Genomic DNA, 13,145 nt, shown 5'->3' on the forward strand with positions numbered 1-13,145 from the left:
CTGCTGTTTTAGTCTGCTTTATCTCTTCTGCTGTTCTTCCATAACAGACGGAAACAGATTTGTGTCCGTATGCGGAATAAAGCATGCACCTACAAACTCATCCATATAGGTAGGAACTGTAGAAAGCTCCAGGTAAGTCATATTTGAAGCCAGTTCATAGGTTTTCTTCTCTGCTGATGTGGAATGAAGCATCAGATAAGCACCCGTCAGAGAAGAGTTACCAATGTAATGGAACTTCTCAAGAGGGATATCCGGGAACATTCCGATATGTACTGCATTAGCCATATTGATCCCGCTTCCGATTCCACCGGCAACATATACGTCATCGATCATGGAAACATCGAAATCAAGAGAATTCAGCATAGTACGGATTGCAGAGAAAATAGCACCTTTGGCACGGATAAAATTATCAATATCTACTTCTGTGATCTCAACATCCTTGGCAGAACCGGCTTCCTCTTCAAACGCGATCACATAACTTCCCATGCCATAATGATCGTGACGGATTCTTTTGCCCTCACGGACAAATTTTCCCTTCGGATTGATGATTCCTGTCATAAAAAGTTCACTGATCACATCAATGATACCGGAACCGCAAAGTCCTACCGGTTTGGTTCCAGGTTCACCTACAACCTTATATGTCGGCTCCATAGTTTCTTTATCAATGGTACATGCCTCAATAGCACCGTCTGTAGCACGCATACCGCAGCTGATATCTCCACCCTCAAAGGCAGGACCTGCGGAACATGCACAGCTCATCATAAAATCGGAATTACCGAATACAAGCTCTCCGTTAGTACCAAGGTCGATAAACAGAGAAAATTCCGGTCTGTTCCAGATCATACTTACCAGTGTACCGGCAGTGATATCTCCACCTACATAGCTTCCGATATTCGGAGCCATGATAATATGTGCATCCGGATTGATCTCAATTCCCACATCCGATGCAAACAAGGAATTTGTTTTGAAAAACGTAGGAATATACGGTTCCATACGAAGCGGATCCGCATTGATCCCTGCAAACAGATGATTCATGGTTGTATTAGAAGCAACACACATCCGATAGATCTGTTTCTCCGGGAAATGAATACTTCTACACATCTCATGGATCATCGGGTTAATGGTCTCTTTGATCACCGCATCCTGAAGTTTCTTCTTTCCGCCAGGTTTCTGAGATTCGATGATACGGTTGATAACATCCGCACCAAAACGGATTTGTCCGTTTCCGGAAGAACTCTTGGCCAGGATCTCTCCTGTTTCCATATTGATCAGGACTGCCGAAACGGTTGTGGTACCGATATCTACAGCAAGACCACCGATCACAACATCTTTCTTACTGTCAAAAATATCATAAACATACATGTCATTTGGTGCTGTACGAACCACGCACTTCACAGAGAATTTACTCTCACGAAGTACATCTGGAAGCTTCTTAAGCACCGCATACGGAATTCTGACACGCTTCAGGTTCATAAACTTCTGAAGTGCACGGGTCAGTCTTTCATTATCCGGCATGGTATCATCCAGTGATGGAATATCCATCTGAAGTTCCACAACATCAAGACTGTTTGTAAGTTCTATGCCAGCCATCTCAACTTCATGCTTGGCATTTTCAAAAATAGCGATTTCTTCTTTTGAGCTCAAATCAGCCACTTTCATTCGGCTCTTATATGCGGATGCAATATCCGGAACAAGAACCTCCACATCTGCACTGATCTTGCTCATACAGGCCAGACGCCAGCCTGCGCCATATTCTTCATCCGAAATATGAAGAGTTTTCTTTGAGTCCAGTTCTCCGCTTTTTAACTGTACCCGACATTTTCCACAGGCTCCGTTTCCGGAACATGGTGCATCGATAGCCACATTGGCACTACGAGCAACCTCCAGTAAATTATCCCCCGCATTGGCAAATGCTTCTACCGTACTGCCATTTTCAAAAGCAAAAGTCACCTTAAACATTCGGCAACCACCTTTCTCGCCTCGTAAAAGTTATTCGTCTTCCACCTGTGGCGTTGGGAGTTAGACTAAACTATATTAGTAAAAAAGAGGCTGAAGGCCGAAGCCCCCAGCCTCTGAAACAGCGCTCCTGTTTTGTTCACACGCCAAATTAGATCTCAAGGTAAGAATCTGCGTAAAGTGTGTTACCCTTGAATACGTCACAGGATTTGATTGTCTCCATAAGACGAAGGTCGTTAGGGTTAACGATTGCAGATGTAAGACCATTCATCATAGCCATAGCTACAAGAGCAGAGTCCATGATCGGACGGATATGTTTTGGCATACCGTTACTGTTGTTGGAAAGACCGCCAGTGGAGTTCAGACCCATCTCGGAGAACATCTTGATTGCCTCAAGAACTTCCATCTGTTTGTCCTGCATTCCTTTTACAACCAGGAAAAGCGGATCAAACCAGAGATCCTCTGCTTCCATACCAAGGCCAAGGCCTCTCTCAAGCATGTTCTGGCAGTGCATCATACGCTCGTCATTGTCTGATGCAACCATACCGGAAGAGCAAAGTGCGATACAGATCGCATCGTTAGCTGCTGCAAGGTCGATATTGGAAATTCTGTCTCCAGCATCTGCAGAGTTTACGATCGGTTTACCTTTGCTTCTGTTGTATACGGAAATACCAGCCTCAATAGCTTTCTGATTTGTAGTATCCAGAGCAAGCGGAACATTGTCAAACTCAGACTGAAGGAGCTGTACTGCCCATTTCATAAGGTCCTCTCCATCGTTCTCAGCCGGTCCGATGTTTACATCAAGATATGTAGCGCCCGCATCAAGCTGCTGTTTTGCTCTTTTGATGATCGGCTCAGGATCTCTCTCAGTAAATGCTTTATTTACTGCCGGTGCTGTTGTTGAAAGTCTCTCCCCAATTGTTACAAATTTTGCCATACTCGTGTTCTCCTTTACATATTAGTAGGATATGGCTGTGCAGCAAACCTGCACAGCCGTTTATAACTGCCGGCGATATTGCCGGACAGCTGATTTCTTAAACCTTAAGTTTATGCATCAAGGTCTTTTAAGAATTTCACAAGCTGTACTGCTTCTCTTGGTCCTACGATGATCTCCCATCCAGGAAGCTTAGCCTCAAGATCGCCCTTAAGAACTGCTACTTTACCAGGAATAACCAGTCTTCTGCATTTAACCTTCGGCTCAACATTCTCTTTGATATACTCGGAGATGCTGTTTCCGGAGAATTTACCTGCTGCCCAGGATGTAAGTACGGAAAGTCCGCCTGCATCATTGATCACCAGGTTAAGCGGAACACCGGAACGCTCCAGCTCGCCAGATACTACGAAATATGTAAGAGCAAAGTCTACTGTTGTTACAACGAGAGAATTCTCGTCTGCTCCGTTCAGAGGATAAATGCCCGGTTCTACCTTCATTGGCTTCTGCGGGTCTGTAAATACGTTCTGACGAAGACCGAACAGCGGAAGTGCCTCTGCATATGTCATCTGCTCCATAACGATGATAGAACCATATTTCATAGTAAACATGGAAGCAAGTGCTGCCTGTAAATGTTTGTCACCCTTCGCAAGTTTAACAAGGTTAACGATAGAAGGATAACCAAATGTTCTGTCCTGATTCTTAAGAGCTGCACGACGAACCTGTACAGTATTTGCAAAGGTCTCTTTGATGTCAGCTCCTGTTGTATCAAGTACGAGATTCTTGTTGCCAAGTTTCTCAATAGCTGCTGTAGTATCATATAATTCATTGATGTCCTTACCGGATACACCGAGAACTACGCCTGCATCTGTAGCAACCTTGCTCATTGCCTCGTAGTTGGAAGCGTTTGCTCCGTTAAGAACCGGTTTGCCGTCCTTACATACTTCAAGGGCAGCTTTTGCGATCTCAGGATCTGTACAGCCAAGGATCAGTGTTCTTCCAAGACCTTTAGCCTTCTCTACAAGTGCTGTAAATTTTGCAGCATCTGCATTCTCATCGCAGTTTACATACACAAGCTCTACATGCATTCTCTCACCGATACGATCATAGTCAACGTGTGGGATCTCTGCAAGTTTTGCTTCTACTTCTTCATCACTCATGCATGTGCAAAGTGATACGGCATATCTTGTTTTGCTTACAAATGTCTTCTCATGTCTGAAAAGAACAGTCTCTCCACCAAGTGTAAACTCTCCATCGCCTGTTCCGATCTTGATAGTTTTCATTGGCGGTGCAGTTGCCTCAGAAAGAGATGCTAATGCATCCTCGGACATATGAGGACACTGCTCAATTTTCATAGCGCCCTGTGCAACTTTCATAGAGAAAGCCATACATGTAGGGCATCCACATTCCTTACAGTTTTTCTTTGGTGTTAATTTAAAGATCTGAATACCATTCAGTGCCATAGCTCTTTATCCTCCTATTTATTACGCAAGTGCTTTGATCAGCTTGGAAATTGTCTTAACAGATTCCGGATGTCTTAAGATAACTGCATCAGAACCAGCTGCAAGATCAGCTGCTGCTGTCTCAACTTCCATGTCGATTCCACGCTCGTCCTGTGGTCCCCATGCCGGCATGTCTGCTTCAGAAGCCATTGCCTCTTTAACATTCCATGTCTCAGCGGATACAGGTGTAATAATAGGCATCTGCAGCATGTTATCATTCTGCCCTAAAGCGGCACCTTTGATACGGTCCATAGTAGATACTACGTACTCATATCCATAACCAACTGCTGCACTACCGATATTCATAACGATCTTCTTAGCATCTACACCAAGCTGTGTAGTAACAACGTTAAGCTGTTTAGCAAGGTTGATATCAACGGCAGACTCAGCGCCTACGATCTGATTGTAAGCAAGACCTGCTGCTGCACCGATTGCTTTGTAGTTCTCCTCTTTCTCGGAAAGGATCAGTGCATTTCTGCCCTGAAGAGCCTCTGCAACCTTCGGAAGGAGCTCTGCATCCTTCTCAACATTCTTGCAGCCCTCTACAACCAGTGGACAGTCAACTGCATCTGCAACTTCTTTAACAACTGCGATCAGCTCATCGATAGATTTGTTAACACCGTTCGGGTCGCCGCCCTCAAGAATAAGTGCAACAAAGTCAGCACCCTCCATAGCTGCAGCTTTCTTAGCAATGTCAGCCATTGTAGTAGCGCCTTCATAGTAAGCTTTGATACCTTCAGATACGCCCTCAAGACCCATATCAGAGATCTCTACACCGATCTTCGGGCAGTTCTCTGACTCTGCGTCAAAGGAATAAAATGGGAATGTACAATCCCCACCAATTGTCACAGTCTTATCTCCGCTTCCGATTGTGACAGCATTAATCTTTGCATTGAACTTTTGTGGTTTCTGATTAAACGGCATTTTTCGTTAGCCTCCTTAAAAATAATAATTAAAAAACTACAGAGCTTCTTATATTATACTACATAGCACCAGTTATTGGCAAGATGCAGCACTATATTTCTGTTAAAAAATCAACAAACTTTTTAACAGTTTACAGGAGAAAGGATGTCCGCACATCCTTTCTCCCTGATAAATTACATCATCGGATCAAGTCCGAGAGCCGGATGTCCTTTTTCTGTAAGGAATGCAACCAGTGTCTCCGGATCTTCTGCGATCGTCTCATCACCGATCATGTCTGTAAAGTTATCGATTCCGTAAAGCTCTTTTGCAGTCTTATTAAGTCTGTCAGCTACGAATTCTTTCAGTTCTTTCGGCATCCATACGATACGCTCGATACCGCCCTCAGCCTTCATGAACTTCTTGGAGGAAATGAAATGTTTACCATGTCCCATGAATCCAGGTGTCTGAACTCCACCACCTGTCATGGATGCCATCTCAGGGAATGTCATTCCAAGTGGTGTCATGCCTGCATACTCACGGTTAGCAATAACAACACCGTTGGAGAATGGCTCGATACCACAGATACACTCGAAGCATCCGCAGGAAGTCATCGGATCCTGCATGATGGAGTACAGTGTAACGTGCTCCAGAGCACCCTGGGAGAATTTCTGAACTGCCTCATCAACGTCCTCATAAGAACCAAGATTCTCATCGATCGGACGCTCTTTTGTGATGATCTGGCAAGGACCAGCTGGGTCAAGCTGATGTGTAGCTTTTGCATCCAGCCATGAAACCGCACCGCAAAGACCAAGTCTCTCAGGTGTTACTACACATACGTGGCTTGGTGCGAATGCCTGGCAAAGGATACAGCTGTAATATACGTCAACAGACTCATCTGTCAGAGTATCAAGACGCTCATCACGTTTGTCAAAGATCGGAATTGCAACCTCATGACGGATTCTTGTACACTCAGCAGGATCTGTATAGATAACAACCTCACATTTATCAACAACCGCATCGAACTCATTCTTAACAGATGCATAAAGAACCTCACCGATATGTTTGATTCTGAAGCCTGCATTAAATGCCTCAATGCTGATACGGATACGCTGCATATCACGCTGTCCTGTATGGTATACACCCTCGATACAGTTGATGTAGTTGTGGAATTTACGCTCGATAACCGGCTCAAAGTCAGACTGCATATTCTTACCTGCAACTTTAACAACATATGCAATGCTGTTCTTGCTGCCGAATTCCATCTCATCTACTTCAGGTCCGATTACTGTGATCTTGTGATCCTCGATCTCAGAAGCATCGCAGGTCTGTACAAGCTCTGCACAGTCTACACGGGAACCATCGAACTCAACCTGCATATCTTTACGACGGATGATCTCACCCTCGAATGCAGATGCGAAAGCAACCGGAATATCGATATTTGTAATTTTGATCTTAATGTCACGTGCCTCAAGGGAAGTAGCGTTGAATTTGCTTACGTCCTCCTGAACGATAAGGCTCTTCGGTACACGGAAGATATTCTCTGTCTCATTTGTAACAACCGGGAATCCAAGTGCGATAGCGCCTGCACCGCATGCTACGATCACATCATCCAGAGGTTTGAATGCGTTAACAAATGCCGGTACACGATCCATTGTGTATTTCATAAGTGTTCCTGCATCTCCAGGTGTTACGTTACCGAAGATCAGAGCTGCACGGATCGCAACGGAAACTACATGAACAACAGATGTAACATCTTTTCCAAGAGGAATAACACGAACGTTGGCACCTGTCTTCATTCCGGCTTCTGCAACCTGATCAATGATTCCGCCAACAAGTGTTACCAGGATACCCTGTGCCTGATAGCTCTTTACAAGAGCAACACCCTCTTCTGTAGTAGGAGCAGCACCAAGGATAACAGCAACGCCTGGGATATCGCCTGTTACAAGCGGTACACCGAGCTCACGGATAACAGCATCACCAAGATGTCCATAGCATGGCTCTTCGTAAGGAGTTGCTCCGTCGATATATTTCAGAACCTCGATGAACTCTGCGCAGAGTGCTGTAGCAACACCGGACATGAATGCATCGTTCAGTCTTTTCTCTCTTGTCATAAGTGTTTTTACAACGCCAAGAGCTTCTTTTAATTCTTTTAATGTTGTAACTTTTGTTCCTGTTACAGCATAGTAGCAAGGAAGGCTGTAAGCGGTATTCGGGAAGCTGACAGCTTTGTCTTCGCCATACTGAGCGATCGCGCCGTCAATAGCACCCTCTGTTAAACCATATACAGCATCGTTTCCGCCGAATACTCTATCAAATAAAGTCACTGTAATACCTCCTATTTTTACAGAATTGAATTCTGATCAATTTTGTCTTTGATTTTTCTGATTTCAGCTGTTACAGTTTCACTGAAATCGTAGGGAGATTTTCCCTGACGATCAGCATCTATAACTTCTGTATTGTAGTGGATCATTCCAAGCAGATCCTCTGCCGGAATCTTACTCCGGATAAATTCCTCATCCTCCGGATTTCTTACCTTATTGGCCACGACCTTAACCTGAGAAACTCCCAGATCCTTTGCAAGACGTTTAACATTCTTATATGTCTGTACACTTCTTGCCCCTGGTTCGATCACTACAATAAATTCATCCATGCTCTCCGTGGTGCCCCGGCCCAGATGTTCCAGGCCGGCCTCCATATCCATGATCACCACATCATCTCTGTGGATCACAAGGTTATTGATCACTCTTTTAAGCATCACATGTTCAGGACAGACGCATCCGCCTCCACCTGTTTCCACAGTTCCAAGGACAAGCAGCTTTACGCCATTACAGGTTTTTCCATAAGTATCCGGAATATCGTCTACCTTTGGGTTCAGTTTATAAAACTGATTCTGGCTGTTGGCTCCGGTGCGTTCTTCTATGAGCTTACGCATTTTTGAGATTGGAACAATAGAATCCAAGGTTTCCTCGTCAAATCCAAGGGCAAGACCCAGGTTCGCATCCGGATCCACATCCGCCGCAAGGACTTTTTTTCCCTCATCTGCGTATAGTCTTGCAAGTGTTGCTGCGAAAGTTGTCTTTCCTACTCCGCCTTTACCGGTTACTGCTATTTTCATTTTACGTCTTCCACCTTTTATAACATTTTAAAGATCGCAACGGATTAGATTCCTAATGCTGTTCTCTTCTCTTCAATTCTCTCGATCATAAGATCAACTAATTTCTCGATGTCTGTCTCTACTGTGTAAGCAGCACCTGTCCATTTTCTTGTTCCCTCTGTAAGAAGTTCGCACATTTCTGAAGAACCGGAAACATATGGATCAACGCCAAGGAATGTATCAATACCAGTACCAACTACGTAGTTACCGATGGATACAGCTTTTTCAGACATCCACTCAGGAGCACATCCTACTACCGGAAGCTGATTGATCTGAAGTCCTGCATCTTTTGCAAGTTCAGCAGCCAGGATCATCATACGGGAGATATCTACGCAGGATCCCATATGAAGTACTGGTGGGATATCAGCCAGCTCACAGACACGTTTCAGACCTGCACCGCAGAGATCTCTTGCGGATTTGTCCATCAGACCAGCTTTAGCAGCTGCCTGTGCGGAACATCCGGAAGCGATGATAATAATATCATTTGCGATACACTTCTTCATCAGTTCGATATGTGCATAGTCAGGACGGATCTTAGGATTGTTACATCCAACCATAGCGACAGCACCACGGATAACACCGGAAGTGATGCACTCAAGTAATGGTTTGGTTGTTCCTGTTACATCAACCTGAGAGTTTGTAACACCATCAAGAACTTTAACGATCGCTTCTACTGAATAACCAACAGTAGCTTTCTGTTTCAGCTGTGGGATATGTACAAGCTCAGGTTTTCTGTTCTTGAAGTTATCGATAGCCATCTTAACGATTGCTTTTGCATTTTCTCCTGCTGTCTCAGCGTTGAATCTGATAAATTCAGAATCCGGCATCTGAGCGATCGGAGAAGTTGTAACAAATTTAGTATGGAAGCATTTGCTCAGAGGTCCTAATGCAGGGAAGATACACTGAACATCAACTACGATTGCCTCGCAGGCACCTGTCAGTACTACGTTCTCCTGCTGCAGGAAGTTACCAGCCATCGGAACACCACGACGCATAGCTACCTCGTTAGAAGTACAGCACACACCGGAAACGGTGATTCCTTTTGCTCCTACAGATTTTGCATAATCGATCATTTCTTTGCTGTCTGCATACTCACAGATCATCTCAGAAAGACTCGGATCATGTCCGTGTACAACAATGTTTACGTTCTCTTCAACCATTACTCCAAGGTTAGCCTCTGTATCAAGTGGCTTCGGAGTTCCGAATAATACATCAGAGAACTCTGTTCCCATCATGGAACCGCCCCATCCATCAGCCAGACCGCAGCGAATAGACTGTTTTACAAGTGCTTCCGGAAGAGATGAACATCCCATATGAGACATATGCAGGGAGCTTGCAACCTCACGGTCGATAGCACGTGGTGCGATTTCGTTCTCGATCAGTTTTTCTTTCTGTCCTGCAGGCATTCTGTCAAGGAATCTCTGATATCCGAACGGTTTACCATATTCCATAAGACCGATCTCAGCCATCTCATGAGCCAGATCATAGATATCCTTGCCTTCTGTTTCCACGCCCCACTCTTTAGCGATGCGAAGCAGTTTCTCAGGATCTTTTACCTGATAATTTCCGCCCTCTTTTGCACAGTACAGTGTATGGCAGATCTCACGACCATGATCGGAGTGAGTAGCTGCACCACCGGCTGTAAATTTAAGGAAGTTTCTTCCTACGATACCATGAGCATCACATCCGCAGATTCCTCTTGGAGCCTTCGGTGTAATACGACACGGTCCCATTGCACAGATACGGCAGCAGATACCCTGCTCACCGAATTTACAGTGCGGAGTCTGGTTCTTTGCACGGATCTGCCATGCATCTGCTCCTACCTTTGCACCTGTCTCGAGAAGACGGGCTGTAGCGGCTTCAAATTCCTCCACTGTAGTTAATTTGAATTCACTCATTATAGACCTCCTTTAATAGCACATCTATTTTTATTTTTCTTTTTATAATAAGCCCAGGGCAGGAACCCATCCCCACCCATGGGTTATTTTCTTTTTTAAAAAAAGGTTTATATTTCGTTATAAACCTAATTTATCAAAAATTTCAAAAGCTGCTTTTCTCATCGGATTATCCTCAGGAAGAGTAACGGTTGGTTTACCATCGCAGTCAAATTCATAAACTGCCTCATCCTGTGGTACCACACCGATCAGATTGAGTCCCTGATTCCGGATTTCCTCAAGGATTCCTGAATTCAGTTCTGCTTTTGGCGCGCGATTGATAATAAGACCTACTCTGGAAGGCTTCATATCGCATTCCTTAATAAGCTCTGCGATCCTGCCAACTGCCTGAACGCCTCTTCTGGAGCAGTCACTTACAAGAATTGCTGTCTCCATGCTCGGAAGGATTCCTCTGCTGATATGTTCCATTCCAGCTTCGTTATCCACAACAATATACGGATAATTTTTCTGGTATTTGGCAAGCTGTGCCTGAAGCAGACCATTTACAAAGCAATAGCAGCCTTTTCCCTGGGTTCTTCCCATTACAAGAAGATCATAATCATCTTCCTCTGCAAGAGCATCCTCAAAACGTACCTCCGCATAATCTGCCTTGGACATTCCTTTGGGGATTGGGCTTTTCTCTGTCATCTCAGCATGTGCGATCTCCTCGCGGACATCGCCAAGAGTTGTATCTACTTCTACACCAAGAACCTCGTTCAGATTTGAATTGGCATCTGCATCTACCGCCAGTACAGGTCCTTTTTTCTTTTCGCAGAGATACTGGATCAGCATTCCGCATAATGTAGTTTTTCCAACGCCGCCTTTTCCTGCGACTGCAATAACATGTGCCATAAAACGGGCACCTCCTGATTTTATATCTGTTATGCCGGCGCATAAGGGAGGTGCCTGATACTGTTCTGACACCTCCGCATCGTGCCGGAATTCTTATTTATTTCGTTGATGATTAGATAAGTGTACGAAGTCCGGATCTGTCAATGATCTCGGATACATCTTTCCATTTGTTTAATGCATAAAGATGGATACCGTCAACACCAAGAGCGCGATACTCATCGATCTGTCTGATGGTGTATTCGATTCCTTCTTCTTTGAATCGTTTAACCTTGTCCTCATAGAACATGTCAAATGGTTTACCATCAGCATCTTTAGCGTTAAACGGATTCGGGAACAGCCAGTTTCTGGAGATCAGCCTGCAAAGCTCACTGTCCATTACACAGCCATTACGTGAAAGAGCCATATTAATGGTAGCTGCCTGATCCAGGATTGGCATTACACCAACATCTACAGGCATTGTCACTCCAGCCTCGCGGATAGCGTCCAACCAGTATTTAAACTGTTCCATATCCCAGCAGAGCTGGGTCATGATATAATCAGCACCATTGTCCTGTTTCTGTCTCAAAACAGCAATATCAGCATCCAAGCTTCTGCATGCGATATGGCCTTCCGGTGAACCGGCTACTGCGATCTCGAACTTATCGCCAAATTCATCACGGACAAATTTAACAAGGTCTGTCGCATAATTGAAGTCTCCACAGGTTGTTGTCTCACCAAGTGGAATATCTCCGCGAAGTGCCAGCATATGGTCAACGCCATCTGCCAGATACTGTTCCAACTGCTGTCTGATTCCTTCTTTTGTGTTCTTGATCACTGTGAAGTGTGTTACAGGAACAGTTCCTGCATTCCTGATCATCTGGCATACTTCCCTGTTGGCACCGACATTTCCGCCGCCGGCACCGTATGTACAGGAAATATACTCCGGTCTATACTTCATGAGATGTTCAATGGTTCCCGGCAGGTTTGCCATACCTTTTTCTGTCTTTGGCGGAAAAAGTTCAAAGGAAAGCAGCATTTTTTCTCTCATTGCTTCAGATAATTTCATTGATCGTCCTCCACGTATTTGTATCAGTTACACTGCAGTTTCACGATGCTGTTTGCAAGATCCACCATAAGGATACTGCCTTCTACCACGCGCTCATCTCCCATGATATCTCGAAGGATCAATTTATTTCCATCCACATCGATCCGGCTTACATTCTTAAAGATCACAGAATTATCTTCTTCCTTATATACTGTTGCAAGACACATAATCATTCCTCCAAATAAGTGGCATCATTTAACCACTATGCTGTCAAAACTATTCTGTCGGTTTTTATTTCAACTCTTCCTTAACAAGTGTAAGGGCAAGTCCAAGTCTCATATTGCCTTTCTGAAAATCTGCAACTGCCTCTTTGATCGTCTTCGCAGCTGCATCCATGTTAAGCTTCTTAAGATTGTCAGCCATCTGATCAAGTTCTGCGGCATGATGCTCGTTATGCTGCAGCATGTAGGTAAGAAGTGCTACAGTCTCATTCTTGCAGTCACCGCTCTCGCAGGAACCGCAGTGTCCATCACCATGTGTATGACAATGGTTATCTCCTTCCGCATGGCTGTGAGTCACACCGTCCTCATGGGTGTGCTCATGTGTATGTTCATGGCTGTCTGCATGTCCATGCTGAACAAGATTGCCATTCTCATCTTTGATTAAATGCATAAATACCCCTTTCCTGTATCCGCCGGGCGGACACTCTCATGACAAGAATTTATCAATTAAATTTATTATACATCTTTTCACTGTTATTATCAAGAAAATAATTATAAAATATAGCCAAAATTATATGCTGTTTTTCCTATTTTTCCAAAAACTTTGACAGTAAATTAACTCGATTGTTTCATTTTTAACGAAGTTAGTCTCTCCAAACCGCAACTTA

Annotated in this window: 11 protein-coding genes; all 11 read right to left on the reverse strand. The window is 44.3% G+C overall.

Annotation, left to right across the window (positions count from 1 at the left end; all coding sequences use genetic code 11):
* Positions 1 to 18: 18 nt before the first annotated feature.
* Entirely contained in the window at positions 19 to 1,959 is a 1,941-nt protein-coding gene (acsV, locus tag BN3261_RS07790; protein ID WP_015525294.1) for a corrinoid activation/regeneration protein AcsV, read from the reverse strand.
* 148 nt (positions 1,960 to 2,107) lie between these two features.
* Entirely contained in the window at positions 2,108 to 2,893 is a 786-nt protein-coding gene (gene acsE, locus BN3261_RS07795; RefSeq protein WP_015525295.1) for a carbon monoxide dehydrogenase/acetyl-CoA synthase methytransferase subunit, read from the reverse strand.
* A 110-nt stretch (positions 2,894 to 3,003) separates the two neighbouring features.
* Positions 3,004 to 4,350, reverse strand: a complete 1,347-nt coding sequence (acsC, locus tag BN3261_RS07800) for an acetyl-CoA decarbonylase/synthase complex subunit gamma (RefSeq protein ID WP_015525296.1) — start codon at positions 4,348 to 4,350, stop codon at positions 3,004 to 3,006.
* Positions 4,351 to 4,371: 21 nt separating this feature from the next.
* A complete protein-coding gene (gene acsD, locus BN3261_RS07805) occupies positions 4,372 to 5,313 on the reverse strand; it encodes an acetyl-CoA decarbonylase/synthase complex subunit delta (RefSeq protein ID WP_015525297.1) in 942 nt (313 codons plus the stop codon).
* Between the two features lie 173 nt (positions 5,314 to 5,486).
* Complete coding sequence (acsB, locus tag BN3261_RS07810; protein WP_059085928.1) at positions 5,487 to 7,616, reverse strand: acetyl-CoA decarbonylase/synthase complex subunit alpha/beta; 2,130 nt, start codon at positions 7,614 to 7,616, stop codon at positions 5,487 to 5,489.
* Positions 7,617 to 7,633: 17 nt separating this feature from the next.
* The gene (locus BN3261_RS07815; RefSeq protein WP_015525298.1) at positions 7,634 to 8,407 is read right to left on the reverse strand and encodes an ATP-binding protein; all 774 of its coding nucleotides are present in this window, start codon (positions 8,405 to 8,407) and stop codon (positions 7,634 to 7,636) included.
* A 44-nt stretch (positions 8,408 to 8,451) separates the two neighbouring features.
* Complete coding sequence (gene cooS, locus BN3261_RS07820; RefSeq protein ID WP_059085929.1) at positions 8,452 to 10,344, reverse strand: anaerobic carbon-monoxide dehydrogenase catalytic subunit; 1,893 nt, start codon at positions 10,342 to 10,344, stop codon at positions 8,452 to 8,454.
* Positions 10,345 to 10,461: 117 nt separating this feature from the next.
* Complete coding sequence (locus BN3261_RS07825) at positions 10,462 to 11,232, reverse strand: ATP-binding protein (RefSeq protein WP_059085930.1); 771 nt, start codon at positions 11,230 to 11,232, stop codon at positions 10,462 to 10,464.
* Between the two features lie 112 nt (positions 11,233 to 11,344).
* On the reverse strand, positions 11,345 to 12,277 hold the full coding sequence (locus BN3261_RS07830; protein WP_059085931.1) for a methylenetetrahydrofolate reductase: 933 nt from the start codon (positions 12,275 to 12,277) through the stop codon (positions 11,345 to 11,347).
* A gap of 23 nt (positions 12,278 to 12,300) precedes the next feature.
* Positions 12,301 to 12,483, reverse strand: a complete 183-nt coding sequence (locus tag BN3261_RS07835; protein ID WP_015525304.1) for a CooT family nickel-binding protein — start codon at positions 12,481 to 12,483, stop codon at positions 12,301 to 12,303.
* 64 nt (positions 12,484 to 12,547) lie between these two features.
* Complete coding sequence (locus BN3261_RS07840; protein WP_059085932.1) at positions 12,548 to 12,928, reverse strand: DUF8180 domain-containing protein; 381 nt, start codon at positions 12,926 to 12,928, stop codon at positions 12,548 to 12,550.
* Between the last annotated feature and the right edge of the window lie 217 nt (positions 12,929 to 13,145).

This window comes from Blautia massiliensis (ex Durand et al. 2017) (genome assembly GCF_001487165.1).
GTDB classification, from domain to species: domain Bacteria; phylum Bacillota; class Clostridia; order Lachnospirales; family Lachnospiraceae; genus Blautia_A; species Blautia_A fusiformis.

Coding starts and splice junctions, on each gene's coding strand:
- acsV (WP_015525294.1), bottom strand. CDS start 1,959: ATGTTTAAGGTGACTTTTGCTTTTGAAAATGGCAGTACGGTAGAAGCA.
- BN3261_RS07830 (WP_059085931.1), bottom strand. CDS start 12,277: ATGAAATTATCTGAAGCAATGAGAGAAAAAATGCTGCTTTCCTTTGAA.
- acsE (WP_015525295.1), bottom strand. CDS start 2,893: ATGGCAAAATTTGTAACAATTGGGGAGAGACTTTCAACAACAGCACCG.
- BN3261_RS07835 (WP_015525304.1), bottom strand. CDS start 12,483: ATGTGTCTTGCAACAGTATATAAGGAAGAAGATAATTCTGTGATCTTT.
- cooS (WP_059085929.1), bottom strand. CDS start 10,344: ATGAGTGAATTCAAATTAACTACAGTGGAGGAATTTGAAGCCGCTACA.
- acsD (WP_015525297.1), bottom strand. CDS start 5,313: ATGCCGTTTAATCAGAAACCACAAAAGTTCAATGCAAAGATTAATGCT.
- BN3261_RS07840 (WP_059085932.1), bottom strand. CDS start 12,928: ATGCATTTAATCAAAGATGAGAATGGCAATCTTGTTCAGCATGGACAT.
- acsC (WP_015525296.1), bottom strand. CDS start 4,350: ATGGCACTGAATGGTATTCAGATCTTTAAATTAACACCAAAGAAAAAC.
- BN3261_RS07815 (WP_015525298.1), bottom strand. CDS start 8,407: ATGAAAATAGCAGTAACCGGTAAAGGCGGAGTAGGAAAGACAACTTTC.
- BN3261_RS07825 (WP_059085930.1), bottom strand. CDS start 11,232: ATGGCACATGTTATTGCAGTCGCAGGAAAAGGCGGCGTTGGAAAAACT.